The following is a 17,088-nucleotide window of genomic DNA, read 5'->3' on the forward strand; positions in this document are numbered from 1 at the left end:
TGGGTCGGGGTGTGGCGGGGGACGGCGCACAGGCGGACGCTGGGCCGGTGTTCTTCGCACCGCTGGTCCCGGCACTGGCGGTCGTGGTGGTCGGCTACCTGGTGGGCTACGGGGTGACCGTGCTGGTCAGCCGCGGGCTGGACGCGGCCTTCGGCGCCCCGCTCGGTGCCGGGGTGCCCGAGGTGGTGGGCTGGCTGCTGGGCCTGGCCCTGCTGGTGGGCGTGGTGCGGTGGCTGCTGCTGCGCAGACGGCGACGGGCCCATCAGAAGTAGCCCTCCTTCTTCCGGTCCTCCATCGCGGCGTCGCTGACCTTGTCGTCGCCGCGGGTGGCCCCCCGCTCGGTCAGCCGGGTCACCGCGATCTCGGCGATGACCTCCTCGACGGTGGCGGCCTCCGAGGGCACGGCCGCGGTGAGGTTGGCGTCCCCGACGGTGCGGTAGCGCACCGACCGGCGGGTGACCTCCTCGCCGTCCCGGGGGGTGATGAACTCGTTGACCGCGTAGAGCATCCCGGCGCGGTCGACGACGTCACGGTCGGCGGCCAGGTAGAGGTCGGGGATCGGGATCTGCTCCTGCGCGATGTAGCCCCAGATGTCCAGCTCGGTCCAGTTCGACAGCGGGAACACCCGGATCGACTCACCCAGGTGGATCCGGCCGTTGTAGAGGTCCCAGAGCTCGGGCCGCTGGTTCTTGGGGTCCCACTGCCCGAACTCGTCGCGGAAGCTGAACACCCGCTCCTTGGCCCGGGCCTTGTCCTCGTCCCGGCGGGCACCGCCGAACAGGGCGGTGAACCCGTGCTGCTCGACGGCGTCCAGGAGCACCGGAGTCTGGATGCGGTTGCGGGAGCCGTTGGGCTCCTGCTTCACCGTGCCGGCGGCGATCGCGTCGGGCACGGAGGCCACGACGAGCTCCACCCCGAGCTCGGCCACCCGGCGGTCACGGAAGGCCAGCACCTCGGGGAAGTTCAGTCCGGTGTCCACGTGCATCACCGGGAACGGGATGCGGGCCGGGGCGAAGGCCTTGCGGGCCAGCTCGAGCATGACGATCGAGTCCTTGCCGCCGCTGAAGAGCAGCACCGGGCGCTCGAGCTCGGCGGCGACCTCGCGGATCACGTGGATCGACTCGGCCTCGAGGGTCTGCAGCTGGGTCAGCCGGTGCTCAGGGGTGCTCACGCGCAGGTGCTCCGGGTGCTCGAGGGCGACGGACGGGTCATCCCCACCAGTCAGGTGGGGATTGCCCGACCAGTCTCGCTCATGCCCCGGCGCGCACCGCGGCCAGCACCCGGTCGGCCAGCTCGGGCCGGCACACGACCAGGTCGGGCAGCCACGCCTCGGCCACCGCGTACTCCAGCGGCGAGCCGTCCAGCCGGGAGGCGAACAGCCCCGCGGCGCGGGCGACCGCGACCGGGGCGGCGGAGTCCCACTGGTACATCCCGCCGGCGTGCACGTAGGCGTCGGCCTCCCCACGCACCACGGCCAGCGTCTTGTAGCCGGCCGACCCCAACGGCACGAGGACGGCGCCCAGGGCGTCCGCGGCGGCCCGGGCCTGCGCCGGCGGTCGGCTGCGGGACACCGCGACGCGCAGCGGACCGTCGGGCACCGGGGGGACGACCGGGGCCGGGTCGGTGGTGACCACCTCGCCGAGTGCGGGCAGCCCCACGGCCGCTGCCGTCAGGTCGCCCGCGGAGCGTTCCCACAACGCCACGTGCACCGCCCAGTCGTGCCGGTCCCCGGAGCGGTACTCCCGGGTGCCGTCCAGCGGGTCGACGATCCACAGCCGGTCGGCGGTGAGCCGGGCCGGGTCGTCGACGGCCTCCTCGCTGAACACCGCGTCGTCGGGCCGGTGCTCGGCGAGGACGGCGGCGATCGCGGCCTGGGCGGCGGCGTCCCCGGCGTCCCCGAGGGCCTCGTCGTGCAGCTCACCGGCCTGCAGCAGCGGCAGCAGCACGTCGGCGGCGGCCCGGGCGGCGAGGGCGGCGACCTCGACGTCGCTGCGGCTCACGCGTCGTCCCCGGGGTGCAGGGCGGTGGCGTCGGTGGCCCGACCGGGCGGGGCGTGCTTGCCGGAGGCGTCGGTGATCTCGCCGAAGTAGGCGGCCATCTGCTCGTCCCGGGGGGTGACGAAGAGCCCGCGCACCGAGACCAGTACCCGGTCGGGGTCGGCGGCCAGGGCGACGCTGCCGTGGACCATGGTCTTGCGGCCGTCCTCCTCGGCCACCCAGGCGCGGAACACCAGCGGGGTCTGCAGCGGCACCGGGCCGCGGTAGTCCAGCTCCAGGTGCGCCGTCATGCCCCAGCGGTCGGCAGCGACTGCGGCGGAGCCGAGCAGCTGGTCCATCAGCAGACCGCTCATGCCGCCGTGCAGGAAGCCGGGCGGGCCCTCGTACTGCAGGCCCAGGGTGGCCTCGGCGACCACGCCGGCCCCGTCCCGGCGGATGCGCAGCGGCGGGGCGATCGCGCTGCCCACCCCGGTGACCGGGGAGAACACCCGGCGGAAGGCGACCGGGTCGTCCAGGGCCGGGAGCTCGTGCCGGTCCCGGGTGCTGGTGAGCAGCCCCCGGCTGATCTCCCGCGCCCGGGCAGCGGCGGCGGCGAGCTGGCTGGGGCCGACCGTGGTGCGCACCGAGGCCTGCACCAGCTCGCGGACGGCGTCGCCCAGGTCGGTGACCGCGGCCATCAGCTCGGGGTCGTAGGGGCTCTCGGTGGTCACCGCCGGACCGTATCCCGCCCGGTCAGGCCTGCAGGGCGCGGTGCCGGGCCAGCTGGTCGGGGCGCAGTTGCAGGACGGTGCCCTGGCACTCGGTCAGCACGGTCCCGGGCTCGGCGGCGGTGGCCAGCGTGGTGGTCACCCGCCACCGGGTGTCCTCGGCCGAGGTGACCCGGGCCTCGAGCACCAGGTCGGCGTCCTGGGGCACGGGCCCGCGGTAGGCGATCGCCAGCTTGCTGACCAGCCGCGGCTGGTCGTCGCCCAGCACCGCCTGGCCGGTCATCGTCTCCAGGAGCAGGGCCAGCACCCCGCCGTGCACCGCACCGGGTGCCCCCTGCTGCACGGCGCCCAGCCGGCAGGTGCCGGTGGCGGCGTGGTGGGCGCGGGTGACGGTGAGCGGCGGGGCGACCGGGCTGCCGCTGCCGGTGGCCGGGTCGAACGCCGAGGCGCCGGTGGGGGCGAGGCCGCCGTCATCTCGCCGGTCGGCCGAGGGCGGCTCACCGGCGGCCCGGGGGTGCGCGGCCAGCAGGTCGGTCAGTGCGTCCAGCTGCGCGACGACGTCGTCCAGCACGTCGTCGGGGGCCTCGGTGCCGACGACGGCGCTGCGCAGCCGGCGGGTGGCGGCCCCGAGCCGGTCCACGGCGTCGCGGCGAGGGGTCTGCGGGGCGGGCACCGGGGGAGGCTAGCCGGGGGCGTCGGTGGCGGGGTCGGGGTCCTCCCCGGGCACCAGCTGGCCGCTGTCCGGGGGGCCGGACCGGGGCAGCCGGACGACGAAGGCGGCTCCCTCACCGGGCGCCGTCCGCACGGTGACGGTGCCACCGTGCGCCTGCACCAGCGAGGACACGATGGACAGGCCCAGCCCGGTGCCCCCGGCGGCCCGGGTGCGCGAGGCGTCGGCCCGGTAGAAGCGCTCGAAGACCCGCTCGGCGTCGGCCGGGTCCATGCCCGGGCCCCGGTCGGCCACGGTCAGGGTGACCACGTCGGGGTCCGCGGGGTCCTCCGACAGCGACACGGTGACCGCGGCGTCGACCGGGGTGTGGGTGAGGGCGTTGGTGACCAGGTTGCCCACCACCTGGCGCAGCCGGGACTCGTCGCCCAGCACCACGGGGACGTCGGTCAGGGAGGGCTCGAGCACCAGGGAGACCGGCCGGTCGGGCTGGACCGCGCCGGCGTCGTGGACGGCGTCCCCGGCGACCTCGGCCAGGTCGACCGGGAGCAGTGCCAGGGTGCGCTGCTGGTCCAGCCGGGCCAGCTGCAGCAGGTCCTCCACGAGCAGGCCCATCCGGGTGGCCTCGGCCTCGATCCGGCCCATCATCCGGGCGGTGCTCTCCGGGTCGCTGGCCGCGCCGTGCCGGTGCAGCTCGGCGAAGCCGCGGATCGAGGTCAGCGGGGTGCGCAGCTCGTGGCTGGCGTCGGCGACGAACCGGCGCATCCGGGCCTCCGAGGCCCGGGCCTGCTCCTCCGACGTCGCCTGCGCCCGGAACGCGCCCTCGATCCGGCTCAGCATCCCGTTGAGCGCCGTGGACAGCCGCCCGACCTCGGTGCGGTCGTCACCTGCGGGCACCCGGCGGGACAGGTCGCCGCCGGCGATCGCGGCCGCGGTGTGCTCGACCTCGACCAGCGGGCGCAGCGAGTTGCGCACCAGCAGGTACCCGGCGACGCCCAGCAGCACGAGCACCAGCAGGCCGACGACGACCTGGATGGCGATCAGCCGGCCGAGGATCTTCTCGTCGTCGGACAGGTCGATGCCCACGACCACGACGAGACCGTCGGAGACCTGGGCGGCCACCAGCCGCCAGGAGGTGCTGCCGTCGGCCCCGCGGACGGTGAGCGGGGCGTCGTCGTAGGCGGCGATGCTGTCCACGTCGATGGCCGAGACGTCGGGCAGGGAGGAGACGCTCGTCCGCGGGCCGTAGAAGACCCGGGTCTGGCCGTCGGTGGGCACGCAGGCGAAGTAGCTGGCGCCGAAGGGGAACCCCGGTGAGCTGCAGTTGGTCTGGGTCGTCGCCGGGTCGCCCTCCAGGTCGCGGGCGTAGCCGCTGAGCTGGGCGTCCTGCTGGTCGACGAGGTACTCGCGCAGGAGGTTGGTCGCCGCGAAGCCGGTGGCGGCCAGCGCCAGGGCGACCAGCACGACGAGGAGGCCGACCAGGGTGATCCGCAGCGGCACCCGTTGCGGGTGCAGCGGCGGCTGGTCGGCCTCCAGGAGATCGGTGGCGCTGCCGGACACGGGGGCGGCTCAGCTCCCGCGGGGCAGGCGCAACGAGTAGCCGACGCCGCGCAGGGTGTGCAGCAACCGGGGCTCGGTGGTGTCGATCTTGCGGCGCAGGTAGGAGATGTAGGACTCCACGACGTTGGCCTCGCCGTTGAAGTCGTAGTTCCACACGTGGTCGAGGATCTGCGCCTTGGAGAGCACCCGGCCCGGGTTGCTCATCAGGTAGCGCAGCAGCTTGAACTCCGTGGGCGACAGGCTGATCAGCTCGCCGGCCTTGAGGACCTCGTGGGACTCCTCGTCCAGCTCGATGTCGGCGAACACCAGCCGCGGGGCCTCACCGACCGGCCGGGCGCTGAGGCTGCGGCGCAGCACGGCCCGGATGCGGGCCAGGACCTCGTCGAGGCTGAAGGGCTTGGTGACGTAGTCGTCGCCGCCCAGCGTCAGGCCCGACACCTTGTCCTCGGCGGCATCCCGGGCGGTGAGGAACAGCACGGGGGTCTGGGTGCCGTTCTGCCGCAGTCGGCGGACGACGCCGAAGCCGTCGAGGCCGGGCATCATCACGTCGAGCACCAGCAGGTCGGGGCGGAACTGCGCGGCGACGGCGAGGGCCTGCTGGCCGTCGGCGGCGGTCGCCACCTCGAAGCCGGCGTACCGCAGGCTGGCCGAGAGCAGCTCGCGGATGTTCGGCTCGTCGTCCACCACGAGGAGCCGCGCCTCGGGGGTCCGGGGTCCCGCGCTGCTGCTCACGTGCCCTCCGCGCTCCGGTGCCGTCGTCGTCATGGGCCACAGGTTGTTCGCAGCGACTGGGCCCGGACTGGACGCTACCTGTGAGGAGTCTGCGAAGCCGTCCGTGTCACCCGGCGGGGGACATCGCCCGTCCACGCCGCCAGTAGCCGATCGCGTGGTGCTGGGCCCGGCCCAGGCCCCACCGTCCACGGAGGTCGGCCCGGACGGCGCGGACGGTCGCGGACTCCGCCGCGACCCAGGCGAAGACGTCGGGGTCGGCCGGCGTCTCCAGGGCGGCGACGGCGGCGACCAGCAGGTCGGGTGCCCCCGGGTCGGCGTCCCCGCGGTGCAGCCAGCGGACCTCGACCCCGGCGGGGTGCGCCAGGGGCTGCTCCTCAGCGGCGCCGGCGACCTCCAGCAGGGCCACGCCCCGGGTGCCGGGGTCGGCATCGGCGAGGATCCGGCTGATCGCCGGGAGCGCGGTCTCGTCGCCGACCAGCAGCACCCACCCGGCGGGGGTGTGCCCGAGGGGGGCCACGCTGGCCACGGCCAGCACGTCTCCCGGGGTGGCAGCGGCCGCCCAGGTGGCGGCGGGGCCGTCGCCGTGCAGCACGAAGTCGATGTCGACGAGGCCGGCACCGGGGTCCTGCCGGCGCGCGGTGTAGCTGCGCAGCGCGACGCCGTGGCTGCCCTGCGGCCACACGATCCGGCCGTCCCGCGCCACGTCGGGCCAGCGGGGCGAGCGGTCCCCGACGCGGGGCACGAGCAGGGCCAGGGTGGGTCCGGCTGCGGCGACCACCTCGGGAGACGCCGACAGCGAGACCCGGCGCACGGCGGGCGTGACGTCGGTGGTGGACACCACGGTCAGCACGTCGACCGGGCGGGTCCCCTCGGGGCTGCTCACGTCGAGGGTGCTCACGACCGGCCAGCCTAGGGCGGCCGGCGGGGCCGACCCGGCCGGCCCCGGGGGAATGGGGCCGACCGGGCCGGCGATCAGGAGGACGACTGATCACAGAGAGTGACTGTCACGGTGCTCCGACCGGGCCTCGCGGCGGTCGCGTCGTCCTGGACACCACGCTACGTGAGCACCGGGGCCCAGGGGCGGCTGGAGCGGTTCCAGCCACCCGGACGGGTGACCAACCGGGCTTCCGCTGGTCGACGAGCCGTCCCGCCGGCGCCGGATGTGTGGACCCGGGGCGGGGCGGGCAGCAGTCGGGCCCGACGACGCGAGGAGCACGACGTGAGCGACGACCTCAAGAAGGGTGACGACGTCACCTGGAAGACCCACGGCACCGAGACCGAGGGCACCGTGACACGGAAGATCACCGAGGAGACCGAGGCCGGCGGCCGGACGGTCAAGGCCAGCGAGGACGAGCCGCAGTACGAGGTGGAGAGCGACAAGTCCGGCAAGACCGCGGTGCACAAGCCCGAGGCGCTGGACAAGCAGTGACCGGTCCGGCGGAGGACGTGCAGACCGGCGGCACGCACGGCGCGATGCGCGACGACGTGCTCGCCGCGGAGTCCGAGGCGGTCACCCGCACCGGACACGACGGCCGGGTGGAGGAGTCCCGGGAGGCCGAGCCCAGCGGCGAGGACCAGCCCGACGTCGACGCCGCTCCCGACGGCACCCTGACCGGTGGGGTGCCGGCCGGGACGGACGCCGCGACCGTGCAGCTGCGGAGCGAGCTGGCGCGCTGGCTGGACCGGGCGGACTTCCCGAGCACCGGCGCCGACCTGGTCGAGGCCGCCCTGGACCACCGGGCGCCGGACGCGGTGGCCGACGAGCTGTCCCGGCTGCCCGGAGGGGAGACCTACACCCGGATCGGCGAGGTGGTCCGCGCCCTGGGCCACCCCACGGAGGACTGAGTGGCCGAAGTCGGTCAGCGTCCGCGCTGGCCGGCCTCCTCCTCGGCGATCTCCTCCGCACCCCGGCGGCGGAACAGCTTGGAGCCCGGGAAGCCCTTGGCCAGTTCGCGCAGGTCCTGCACGGTGTCCAGCAGCTGGTGCACGTCGGGGGCCAGGTCGCCCATCGAGGCCACCACCGGCAGCACGTCCTCGTCCAGGTGCTTCACCAGCACCGGCAACCGGTCGACCAGGGTGACCAGGGCGGCGATCTCCGCGGGGTCCAGGTCGTCGGCGAAGGTCCGCAGCAGCGGTGCCAGCTGCTCCAGGGCGGGCTGGTAGGCGTCCAGCAGCGGGCTGGTGCGGCCGAGCAGGGCGGTCGCCTCGAGGAGCAGCGCGTCGGCGGCGGCCCGGGTCGTCTCGATCCCGGCGATCGCCGAGTCCGCGTCGGTGCGGGTGCCGGCCACTCCCGCGATGGCCTCGTCGGCGGTCCGCTTGGTGTCCACCACCCCGGCGATCGCCTCGTCCGCGGCGGCCCGGGTCGCTGCGACGCCGGCGATGGCCAGGTCGGCGCGGGCCTTGGTGCCCTCCACCCCGGCCACGGCGTCCTCGGCGCGGTCGACGACGGCCTCCACCCGGGCCAGCAGCACGGCCACCCGGTCCAGCAGCAGTTCACCCTGCCCGACCGCGGCGACGACCCGGGGGACGAGGGCGAGTGACTGCGTGACGAGGTCGCGCAGGCCCTCCGCGGCGGAGAACAGGTCGGCCGGGCCGGGCAGCGGAGGCAGCTTCACAGCCCCGACGCTACGCAGGGAACGGACCCGGCGTGGGGCGACCGGGTGCTGCCGACCTCCCCGTATCGTGGCCGGGTCCCCGACGGCGGCGTCGGCCGACCTCGTGGCGGGGACCGGCGGCCGGGGCCGAGGGCGCCGCGGAGCACAGACGATGGGGTGTCGAGACCTGGTGGCTGACCAGCCGAGGCGGGACGACGGCCCCGGCGACGGACACCCCGACCCCACCAGCCCCACCGACCCCAGCACCCCCCGCGGGGGCCGTGCCTCGCGGCGTGGGGGGCGCGCCGCCGATGCGGCGCTGACCGTCGAGGCCCTGCTCGCCCGCTCCCGCGAGGCCCAGGACACCGGCGGGCGGGCCGCCGGTCGACGCCGCGCGGACCGGCGCCCGGTGGACCCGCAGCCCCCGGTCACCAGCGAGCTCCCGGCGCAGGCCGCCACCCCGCCGGTCGCCCCGCCCGTCCCGCCGCCCACCCCGCCCGCAGCTCGGCCCTCGGCGCCGGTGCCACCGCTGCCCGGCACCCCGCGGGCGGCAGCCCAGGGCGACGGCGTCCGGCTGTCCACCCCGGTGCCGCCGCTGCCCGGCACCGCCCGGGCCGGGGCGCCCGTCCCGCCGATCCCGGGCCGGGACGTGCCGATCGTCCAGCGGCCGCCGACCCGTGCGGAGCGCCGGGCCGCGATGAGCCCGCTGCGGCGCCGCCTGGTGCGCGCCGTCGTCGTCCTCGCGGTGCTGCTCGGGCTGGTCGGCAGCTACTACGTGGGGCTGTACTTCTACGTCGACCGGTCGGTGCAGCGGGTCGCGGCGCTGGCCACCGACGCCCCGGAGGTGCTCGCGCCCCAGCTGCAGGCCGGCGCGCAGACCTACCTCGTCGTCGGCACCGACCTGCCGGGGCAGACCGGGCCGGCGTCGGTGACCACGCTCATCGCGCACGTGCCCGCCGAGGGCGGTCGAGCCGTGCTGGTCACCGTCCCGCCGACCGCCCTGGTGGACACCCCCGAGTGCCGCACGGCCGAGGGCGGCCGGCGGGAGCCCACCTCGGAGTCCTTCGCCGACGCGCTGCTCGACGGTGGACCCTCGTGCCTGGTCCGCGCGGTCCAGCAGCTGTCCGGCCTGCGGGTGGACCACTACCTGGGGGTCGACCTCGGGGGGCTGCCCGGGATGGTCGACGCCGTCGGGGGCATCTCGGTCTGCCTCGCGGCGCCCCTGCCGGCCGGCAGCGCCGCGGTGACCCTGGACGCGGGCACCAGCGAGCTCGACGGCGATCAGGTCGCCGGGGTGCTGCGCCCGGGCAGCAGCGGCTCCGACGTCACCGGCACCGAGGTGGCCGAACGCGAGCAGCTGCTGCTGACCTCCACCCTGCGCGAGGCGCTGAGCCCCGGGTCGCTCGTCGACCCGATCGGGACGACGTCCTTCCTCACCCGGGCCGCCGACGCGTTCACCGTCGACGACGGCACGACGCTGGGCGACGTCCGGGCGCTGGCCTCGACCCTGCGCGAGGTGTCCGGGGACGCCGTGGAGCGCACCACGCTGCCGGTCGAGCGGGTCGGCTACGTGCCCACCGGCGGCACCGCCGCGCACGTGCTGCTCGACGGCGACGCCACCCGGAGCCTGTTCGACGCGGTCATCCGCACCGGCGCGCTGCCCGCCCCGACCGAGCCGGCCACCGCCGAGACGGCCCCGGTGGCGGCTCCGGCCACGGTCTCGGTGGCCCCCGCCGACGTCACCGTCGACGTCCTGGACGCCACCGGCACCCGTGGGGACGACGGCGCGACCGGGGAGGTGGCCACCTCGACGGCGTCCGCGCTGGCCGCGCAGGGCTTCCGCACCGGCACCGTGGGCACCGAGTCCGGCGCGGTGTCCCAGACGCTGGTGCGCTTCGGACCCGACGCGGCGGCGCAGGCCAGCACGGTGGCCGCCGCCGTCCCCGGCTCGGTCCTGCAGCCCAGCGACGCGGTCGGCGGAGCGGTGCAGCTGGTGGTCGCCAGCCCCGACGTCGCCGTCCAGCCGGTCACCGTGGGCGCCGCGCTCCCGGAGAGCGCCGTCCCCACCGCGACCCCCACCCCCGAAGCCACCGCCACCTGCGGCTGAGACCACGAGGGCCCCGCCGACCGGTGGTCGACGGGGCCTCCCTGATGGAACGGCCTGGTCCCCGGGTCCCGCGGCGCGCGCAGCGTGTCGTGGGGAGGGACCAGGTCCTTATCCGAAGCGGCCCGAGATGTAGTCCTCGGTGGCCTTGACGTCGGGGTTGCTGAAGATCTTCTCGGTCGGGTTGAACTCGATGAGCCGACCCGGCTGACCCACGCCGTTGAGGTTGAAGAAGCCGGTCTGCTCGCTGACGCGGGCGGCCTGCTGCATGTTGTGGGTGACGATGACGATGGTGAACCGGTCCTTGAGCTCGGTCATCAGGTCCTCGATGGCCAGCGTGGAGATCGGGTCCAGGGCCGAGCAGGGCTCGTCCATGAGCAGCACCTGGGGCTCGACGGCGATCGCGCGGGCGATGCAGAGCCGCTGCTGCTGGCCACCGGACAGGCCGGCGCCGGGGCGGTCGAGGCGGTCCTTGACCTCGTTCCACAGGTTGGCGCTCTGCAGGGAGCGCTCGACGATGGCGTCGGTGTCGGACTTCTTCATCCGGCCGCCGTTGAGCCGCACCCCGGCGACCACGTTGTCGTAGATCGACATCGTGGGGAACGGGTTGGGGCGCTGGAAGACCATGCCGATCTGCCGGCGGACGGCGACCGGGTCGGTGTCCGGGTCGTAGAGGTTCTGGCCGTCCATGACGACCTTGCCCTCGACGCGGGCGCCCGGGATGACCTCGTGCATCCGGTTGAGCGACCGCAGGAAGGTCGACTTGCCACACCCCGAGGGACCGATCAGCGCGGTGACGCTGCGCGGTTCGATCGAGACGTTGACCCCCTCCACGGCCTTGAAGTTGCCGTAGAAGATGTCGAGGTCGGAGACCTCGATGCGCTTGGCCATGGTGTCTGCTCTCGTCTCTCTGCGGGTCGGGTTCGGGGTCAGCGGTTGGTCTTGGGTGCGAACACCCGGCTGATCAGGCGGGCGATGAGGTTGAGCGCCATGACCAGGATGATCAGCAGGAGGGCTGCCGTCCAGGCCCGGCTGATGCCGAACTCCGGCGGCACACCCGGCTGGGTCAGCTGGTAGTAGGCGTAGACCGGCAGCGTCGCCATCCGGCCGTCGAACGGGTTGAAGTTCAGCGCGGTCGTGATGCCCACGGTGATCAGCAGCGGGGCGGTCTCGCCGACCACGCGGGCGATCGCCAGGGTGATGCCGGTGCCCAGGCCCGCGGCCGCGGTGGGCAGCACGACCTTGACGATCGTGCGCCACTTGGGCACGCCCAGGGCGTAGGCGGCCTCCCGCAGCTCGTTGGGGACGAGCTTGAGGACCTCCTCCACCGAGCGGACGACGACCGGGATCATCAGCACCGACAGGGCGACCGCACCGGCGACGCCCAGCCGCACGCCCGGGCCGAAGAGCAGCGCGAAGAGGGCGTAGGCGAACAGGCCGGCGACGATCGAGGGGATGCCGGTCATCACGTCGACCAGGAAGGTGATCCACTTCGACAGCTTGCCGCGGTTGCCGTACTCGACCAGGTAGATCGCGGCCATCACGCCGATCGGCACCGAGATCAGGGTGGCGAGTGCGGTGACGATCAGCGTGCCCATGATCGCGTGGTAGGCACCACCGCCCTCGCCAACCACACCGACCATCGAGCTGGTGAAGAACTCGGCGTCCAGCCGGCCCACGCCGTTGCTCACCACGGTGTAGACCAGCGAGAACAGCGGGACCATGGCGATCGCGAAGGCGGAGCTGACCAGGCAGGTCACCAGTCGGTCGGTGGACTTGCGGCGGCCCTCGACGGCGCGCGAGACGCCCCAGGTGACCAAGGTGCCCAGCACCACGGCGAGGACGACGAACAGGCCGGTGGACCAGCCCAGCAGGGCGGTCGGGGCGGCGGCGAGCAGGGCGCCGAGGACGAACAGGCCCCAGCCGGCGAACCGGGGGAGCCGGTTGCCGGACTCGGCGGCGAGGTCGAACTCGGGGGTGGACTCGGGGCGGCTGGGGGCAGTGGGGGTCTGGGTGCTCATCGGGGTCACTCCGTGAAGTCGGCGCGCCGGTTGACGACGTACCGGGCGGCCATGTTGACGGCGAGGGTGATGACGAACAGGGCCAGACCGCTGGCGATCAGCGCGTTCACGTCGAGCCCGGTGGACTCCGGGAAGTTCAGCGCGATGTTCGCCGCGATGGTCGAGGGGTTGCTCGAGGAGATCAGGTTGAAGGTGATGCCACCGGAGACCGAGAGCACCAGGGCGATCGCGAGGGTCTCGCCCAGCGCGCGGCCCAGACCGAGCATCGCGCCGCCGATGACGCCGGAGCGGCCGTAGGGCAGCACCGCCATCTTGATCATCTCCCAGCGCGTGGCGCCCAGGGCCAGGGCGGCCTCCTGGTGCAGCGTCGGGGCCTGGCGGAAGACCTCGCGCGAGATGGCCGAGATGATCGGCAGGATCATCACCGCGAGGACGAGACCGGCGGTGAGCATCGTGCGGCCGGTGCTCGAGGCGGGCCCGGCGAACAGCGGGATGAACCCGAGGTGCTCCTCCAGCCAGCCGAACAGCGGGACCAGCGCCGGGGCCAGGGCGAAGATGCCCCAGAAGCCGAACACGACGCTGGGGATCGCGGCGAGCAGGTCGACCACGTAGCCCAGCGTCTGGGCCAGCTTGCGCGGGGCGAAGTACGTGATGAACAGGGCGATGCCGACTGCGAGCGGGGTGGCCACGACCAGCGCGATGACCGCCGCGAGCAGCGTGCCGAAGATCAGCGGGCCGATGTAGGCGGCGAGCCCCTCGCCGCCCGGGACGTCCTCGGGGGCCGCGGTGATCGCCGGGGTGGCCTCGGTGACCAGGAACAGGGCGACCCCGGCCAGGACGACCAGGATCAGGATGCCGGCGGCGCGGGCGGTGCCGGCGAAGACGGAGTCACCGACCTGGCGGGGGCCGGTCGTGGGGAGGGGTGGGGTCTCGGTGGTGGTCACCGCTGGGCTCCATGAGCTCGTGCGCTGCGGGTGGGGGACTCGACGGCGACGGCGGCGTCGGAGCCAGGACGTCCCGGCGGGGGAGCGGAGGGGCGGACCTGTGTCATCTCGGTGCCCTTCTCGCCTCGGCGGTGCCCGTGCACGGCCGAGCGGCAGCCCGACCTCCTGGAACCTAGGAGTGCGAGGTGGACGGATCCGGGTGCGTCGGTGAACGGGAGGTGAACGCGGCCCGAGGATCGCCCGACGGGGTGAGGGATGGCTCACGTCATCGGGGTGGGGAGTGGTACTGCGGTGACCGTCGGTCAGGAGGGAGCGGGGTCCCGCCGCCAGGAGACGTCCACGGCGAACCGGGTGAACCCGGTCTTCTCGTACAGGGACACCGCCGGGGTGTTGTCCTCCTCCACGTACAGCAGCACCTCGGCCAGACCGCGGCCGCGCAGGTGCGCCAGGCCCAGGTCGGTCAGCGCCCGGCCCAGCCGCAGGCCCTGGGCGTCGGGGTCCACGCCGAGCACGTAGACCTCGCCGACCGCCTCGTCGCCGACCTCGCCGGCCGGGTGGGTCTTGGTCCAGTGCGAGCCCAGCAGGGTCTCCGTGCCGTCGGGGGCCACCCGCCAGGCGAGCAGGAACCCGGCCGCATCGAACCACGCCTCCGCCTCGCGCAGGGCGACGTCCTGCGCGGTCATCCCGCCCTGCTCGGGGTGGTGGACGAAGGCGCGGGCGTTGACGTGCAGCCAGGCGTCCTCGTCCTGGCCCGGGCGGAAGGCGCGCACCACCACGTCGGCGGGCAGCTCCGGGCGCGGGTCGGGGTCCACGGTGTCCAGCGGGCGGCGCATCTGCAGCAGCGTGCGGGCCCGGGCGTACCCGCGGCCGGTGGCCAGCTCGGTGGAGCCGGGCAGCTCCCCGTGCGCCCACACCCGCAGCGGGCGGTCGGCGGCGAGCGCTTCGAGCCGGGTGAGCAGCAGGCCGCCCACCCCGGTGCGCCGGGCGGCGGGGGCGACCACGAGTTCGGCCTCGGCCTCCTCGCCCTCGGTCTCCAGCCGGGCGTAGCCCACCAGGGCCCCGACGTCGTCCCGGGCGAGCACGTCGTGGCCGCCCGCGGGACCGCCGTGCTGCAGCCGGAGCTCGGCCTCCTCCGACACCGGACGCACCCGGTCGGCGGCCGTGGCCGCGGCGAGCAGGGCGAGCACGTCCGCGACGTCGCCGGCGGGGAGCCGGTCGACGTCGGTGACGGTCGGGTGCGGGGTGGGGGTCAGGGTCTGCCGATCAGCGCAGCGGGGCGCCGCTGTCGGTGGTCTCGGCCGCGATGTTGGCCGCCGCGGTCGCATCGGCGACCTGCTGGTCGAGCTTGTAGCCGACGTTGCGCACCGTGCCGATCAGCTGCTCGTGCTCGGTGCCGAGCTTGGCGCGCAGCCGACGCACGTGGACGTCGACGGTGCGGGTGCCCCCGAAGTAGTCGTAGCCCCAGATCTCCTGGAGCAGCTGGGCGCGGGAGAAGACCCGGCCCGGGTGCTGGGCCAGGTACTTGAGGAGCTCGAACTCCTTGTACGTGAGGTCCAGCGGGCGGCCGCGGAGCTTGGCGGAGTAGCTGTGCTCGTCGATGACGAGCTCACCGGCCTTGGTGACCCCGCCGTCGTCGGCGGCGGTCGGGGTGGAGGCGGCCAGCCGGCGGGCCGAGGCCCACTTCAGCCGGGCGTCGACCTCGGCCGGGCCGGCGGTGTCCAGGACGACGTCGTCGACCCCCCAGTCGGCCGACAGCGCGACCAGGCCGCCCTCGCTGAGCACGGCGACCACCGAGGCCGCGACGCCGGTCGAGGACAGCAGCGCGCACAGCGTGCGGGCCGAGACCAGGTCGTGCCGGGCGTCGACCAGGACGACGTCGCCGGCGTCCCCGTCGAGCAGGCTGGACAGCTCCGGGGCGACCACGCGGACCTGGTGGGCCAGCAGACCCAGGGCGGGGAGCACCTCGGTCGTCGCCTGACGGGCGGATGTCATGAGCACGAGCCGCATGTCGTCTCCTCACACGCACTGCACTGCCTCGGCGTCGACGCCGGTGTCGAGGTGAGAGGGCAGGATAGCCGACGTGGGCCCCGCCGTACCGACCTCGAGCGACGTCCGTGCGGTGACGGTGCGCACGGCCGACGGGGTGGACCTGCGCGGGATCGTCGTCCCCGCCGCGCTGCCGCGGCCCCTGGGCGGTGACGAGCGGCCGCTGACGTTCGTGCTGGCGCACGGGTTCACCAACTCCACCGCCCGCGCCCCGTTCCGCCGGCTGGCCCACGTGCTCGCGGCCTTCGGCGAGGTGCGCGGCCTGGACTTCCGCGGCCACGGCCGGTCCGGTGGCGCCACCGGCGTCGGCGGGGACGACGAGGTGCTCGACGTCGACGCGGCCGTGCGGGCGGCCCGGGCCGCCGGCGCCGGGACCGTGGTGACCGTGGGCCTGTCCATGGGCGCGGGTGTGGCCCTGCGCCAGGCCGCGGTCGGGGAGCACCGGCCCGACGCCGTCGTGGGGGTGAGCGCGGTCAGCCGCTGGTACGTCCGGGACACCGTCCCGATGCGCCGGGTCAACGGGATGCTGGAGACCGGGCTGGGCCGGCGGCTGGGCCCCCGGGTGACCGGCATCCGGCTCGGGGCGCCCTGGGCCGAGCTGCCCGCTGCCCCGGTCCAGCTGGTCAGCCGGATCGCGCCCACCCCGCTGCTGCTGGTGCACGGCGACCGCGACCACTACTTCCCGCTGGAGCACGTGCGGGCGCTGGCGCGGGCGGCCGGGCCGGGGACGACGGTGTGGGAGGTGCCCGGGATGGGGCACGCCGAGTCCGGGATGACGGTGCCCCTGGCCGAGCGGATCGGCCGTTGGGCGCGGGAGACCGTGGGCCGCGTCGGGCTCTGCGACGATGCGCCGGTGCCCAGCGACCCGAGCCACCCGTGAGCCACTCGGCGCTGGAGACCGAGCTCCCCCGCGCGGCCCACCACCTGCCCGCGGCCGGCGTCGTCGTCGTGGTCACCGCCCTGCTGGTCGGGGTGCCCGCCGTCGCCGGCGACCCCGGCCGGCTGGCCGCCCTGCTCGTGGTGCAGCTGGCCCTGGTCGCGGCGTGGGTGACCGCCACCGGCATCCGCGGGTTCGTCGGGTCGCTGGCCATCGGGGCGGCTGCCGCGATCGGCGCGGACCTCCTCATGGCGCTGCCGGACCGGCCTCAGCCGGGGATGCTGCTGGTCGTGCTGGGGCCCGGGCTGCTCGTGGCGGTGCTGCACCAGATGGCCCGCCCGGCCCCCCGCCGCTACCTCGTCGCCTCGCTCGCCGGGGTGGTGATGCTGCTGTGCGTCGTCGCCGCGCTGGCGGTCCTGCTCACCTCCGCCGGGGACGCCGACGCCGACCGGGCCGTCGACACCACGGTCCTCGTCGTCGGGGTCGCCCTGCTGGTCGGCCACCTCGTCGACCTGCTGCTGCCCCGCCCGCAGATCGCCCTCGGCGTGCCCCGCGGCCTGCTGGCACTGCTGCTCGCGGTGCTCGCCGGCGTCGCCGTGTCGGTGCTGCGGCGCACCCCGGGGGAGCTGGTGGACAGCCTGTCGGCGGCCACCACGGGCGCTGCGGTGGCCGGGGTCGCCGCGCTGGTGGCCGTGGGGGCCAGCTACGTGGTCGCCGAACGCCCGCAGCGCGGGTGGGCGCTGCCCGTGGTCCAGGCGGTGGTGCCGTTCGCCGCCGCCGCCCCGGTGGCGTACGCGCTGGCCCAGACCAGCCTCTGAGCGCCCGGGCGGGGGCTCGGG

The 17,088-nt window shown here is 75.1% G+C and carries 19 protein-coding genes; 6 read left to right on the forward strand and 13 right to left on the reverse strand.

Annotated features, from left to right (window positions below; all coding sequences use genetic code 11):
* Positions 1–47 precede the first annotated feature (47 nt).
* Positions 48–272 (forward strand): hypothetical protein, encoded by a 225-nt coding sequence (locus tag ASG36_RS12850; protein WP_055764346.1) that lies wholly within the window; start codon positions 48–50, stop codon positions 270–272.
* On the opposite strand, the gene cysD is transcribed toward ASG36_RS12850, so the two are convergent.
* The 7 genes from cysD to ASG36_RS12885 all read right to left on the reverse strand — a co-directional run bounded on the left by cysD (position 263) and on the right by ASG36_RS12885 (position 6,561).
* Entirely contained in the window at positions 263–1,171 is a 909-nt protein-coding gene (gene cysD, locus ASG36_RS12855; RefSeq protein ID WP_055764349.1) for a sulfate adenylyltransferase subunit CysD, read from the reverse strand. The genes ASG36_RS12850 and cysD overlap by 10 nt on opposite strands.
* A 79-nt stretch (positions 1,172–1,250) precedes the next feature.
* Entirely contained in the window at positions 1,251–2,000 is a 750-nt protein-coding gene (locus tag ASG36_RS12860) for an inositol monophosphatase family protein (RefSeq protein WP_055764352.1), read from the reverse strand.
* Entirely contained in the window at positions 1,997–2,707 is a 711-nt protein-coding gene (locus tag ASG36_RS12865; protein WP_055764354.1) for a PaaI family thioesterase, read from the reverse strand. The genes ASG36_RS12860 and ASG36_RS12865 overlap by 4 nt, the downstream gene beginning before the upstream one ends.
* Positions 2,708–2,729: 22 nt before the next feature.
* Complete coding sequence (locus ASG36_RS12870) at positions 2,730–3,377, reverse strand: PaaI family thioesterase (RefSeq protein ID WP_055764357.1); 648 nt, start codon at positions 3,375–3,377, stop codon at positions 2,730–2,732.
* A 9-nt stretch (positions 3,378–3,386) separates the two neighbouring features.
* A complete protein-coding gene (locus ASG36_RS12875; RefSeq protein ID WP_235494934.1) occupies positions 3,387–4,931 on the reverse strand; it encodes a cell wall metabolism sensor histidine kinase WalK in 1,545 nt (514 codons plus the stop codon).
* Between the two features lie 9 nt (positions 4,932–4,940).
* Complete coding sequence (locus ASG36_RS12880) at positions 4,941–5,696, reverse strand: response regulator transcription factor (RefSeq protein WP_055764360.1); 756 nt, start codon at positions 5,694–5,696, stop codon at positions 4,941–4,943.
* A 73-nt stretch (positions 5,697–5,769) separates the two neighbouring features.
* Entirely contained in the window at positions 5,770–6,561 is a 792-nt protein-coding gene (locus ASG36_RS12885; RefSeq protein ID WP_157498788.1) for a siderophore-interacting protein, read from the reverse strand.
* A gap of 321 nt (positions 6,562–6,882) precedes the next feature.
* Here ASG36_RS12885 and ASG36_RS12890 point away from each other — a divergent pair, with 321 nt between their 5' ends.
* Positions 6,883–7,092 carry a DUF2945 domain-containing protein gene (locus ASG36_RS12890; protein ID WP_055764364.1) on the forward strand — a complete coding sequence of 70 codons (210 nt, stop codon included), beginning with the start codon at positions 6,883–6,885 and terminating at the stop codon, positions 7,090–7,092.
* Positions 7,089–7,508, forward strand: coding sequence for a DUF2795 domain-containing protein (locus ASG36_RS12895; protein ID WP_235494938.1), 420 nt, complete (start codon positions 7,089–7,091; stop codon positions 7,506–7,508). Before ASG36_RS12890 ends, ASG36_RS12895 begins: the two co-directional genes overlap by 4 nt.
* Before the next feature lie 14 nt (positions 7,509–7,522).
* Here ASG36_RS12895 and ASG36_RS12900 read toward each other — a convergent pair whose 3' ends face one another.
* Positions 7,523–8,278, reverse strand: a complete 756-nt coding sequence (locus ASG36_RS12900) for a hypothetical protein (RefSeq protein WP_055764367.1) — start codon at positions 8,276–8,278, stop codon at positions 7,523–7,525.
* Between the two features lie 169 nt (positions 8,279–8,447).
* On the opposite strand from ASG36_RS12900, the gene ASG36_RS12905 reads away from it, so the two are divergent.
* Positions 8,448–10,364, forward strand: coding sequence for an LCP family protein (locus ASG36_RS12905; RefSeq protein ID WP_235494940.1), 1,917 nt, complete (start codon positions 8,448–8,450; stop codon positions 10,362–10,364).
* 108 nt (positions 10,365–10,472) lie between these two features.
* Here the strand turns inward: ASG36_RS12905 and pstB are convergent, their stop codons facing one another.
* The 5 genes from pstB to ASG36_RS12930 form a co-directional block, all read right to left on the reverse strand.
* A complete protein-coding gene (gene pstB / locus ASG36_RS12910) occupies positions 10,473–11,252 on the reverse strand; it encodes a phosphate ABC transporter ATP-binding protein PstB (protein ID WP_055764371.1) in 780 nt (259 codons plus the stop codon).
* Positions 11,253–11,290: 38 nt separating this feature from the next.
* Positions 11,291–12,382 (reverse strand): phosphate ABC transporter permease PstA, encoded by a 1,092-nt coding sequence (gene pstA / locus ASG36_RS12915; protein WP_055765093.1) that lies wholly within the window; start codon positions 12,380–12,382, stop codon positions 11,291–11,293.
* Between the two features lie 5 nt (positions 12,383–12,387).
* Complete coding sequence (gene pstC / locus ASG36_RS12920; protein WP_055764373.1) at positions 12,388–13,326, reverse strand: phosphate ABC transporter permease subunit PstC; 939 nt, start codon at positions 13,324–13,326, stop codon at positions 12,388–12,390.
* 302 nt (positions 13,327–13,628) lie between these two features.
* Positions 13,629–14,651, reverse strand: coding sequence for a mycothiol synthase (gene mshD, locus ASG36_RS12925; protein ID WP_082523060.1), 1,023 nt, complete (start codon positions 14,649–14,651; stop codon positions 13,629–13,631).
* A complete protein-coding gene (locus ASG36_RS12930; protein ID WP_055764376.1) occupies positions 14,590–15,333 on the reverse strand; it encodes a response regulator transcription factor in 744 nt (247 codons plus the stop codon). The genes mshD and ASG36_RS12930 overlap by 62 nt, the downstream gene beginning before the upstream one ends.
* 112 nt (positions 15,334–15,445) lie before the next feature.
* Here ASG36_RS12930 and ASG36_RS12935 point away from each other — a divergent pair, with 112 nt between their 5' ends.
* Together ASG36_RS12935 and ASG36_RS12940 are read left to right on the forward strand one after the other, a co-directional pair.
* The gene (locus ASG36_RS12935; protein WP_082523144.1) at positions 15,446–16,252 is read left to right on the forward strand and encodes a S9 family peptidase; all 807 of its coding nucleotides are present in this window, start codon (positions 15,446–15,448) and stop codon (positions 16,250–16,252) included.
* Positions 16,249–17,067: a hypothetical protein gene (locus tag ASG36_RS12940; RefSeq protein WP_055764378.1), complete on the forward strand. Its 819-nt coding sequence runs from the start codon at positions 16,249–16,251 to the stop codon at positions 17,065–17,067. Before ASG36_RS12935 ends, ASG36_RS12940 begins: the two co-directional genes overlap by 4 nt.
* Positions 17,068–17,088 lie beyond the last annotated feature (21 nt).

This window comes from Geodermatophilus sp. Leaf369, from assembly GCF_001424455.1.
Taxonomy (GTDB): domain Bacteria; phylum Actinomycetota; class Actinomycetes; order Mycobacteriales; family Geodermatophilaceae; genus Klenkia.

Bases quoted from the DNA above. Each gene is read 5' to 3' on its own strand.
- ASG36_RS12880 (WP_055764360.1), bottom strand. From the start codon at position 5,696: ATGACGACGACGGCACCGGAGCGCGGAGGGCACGTGAGCAGCAGCGCG.
- pstB (WP_055764371.1), bottom strand. From the start codon at position 11,252: ATGGCCAAGCGCATCGAGGTCTCCGACCTCGACATCTTCTACGGCAAC.
- pstA (WP_055765093.1), bottom strand. From the start codon at position 12,382: ATGAGCACCCAGACCCCCACTGCCCCCAGCCGCCCCGAGTCCACCCCC.
- mshD (WP_082523060.1), bottom strand. From the start codon at position 14,651: ATGCGACCGCGGCGGCCAACATCGCGGCCGAGACCACCGACAGCGGCG.
- ASG36_RS12930 (WP_055764376.1), bottom strand. From the start codon at position 15,333: ATGCGGCTCGTGCTCATGACATCCGCCCGTCAGGCGACGACCGAGGTG.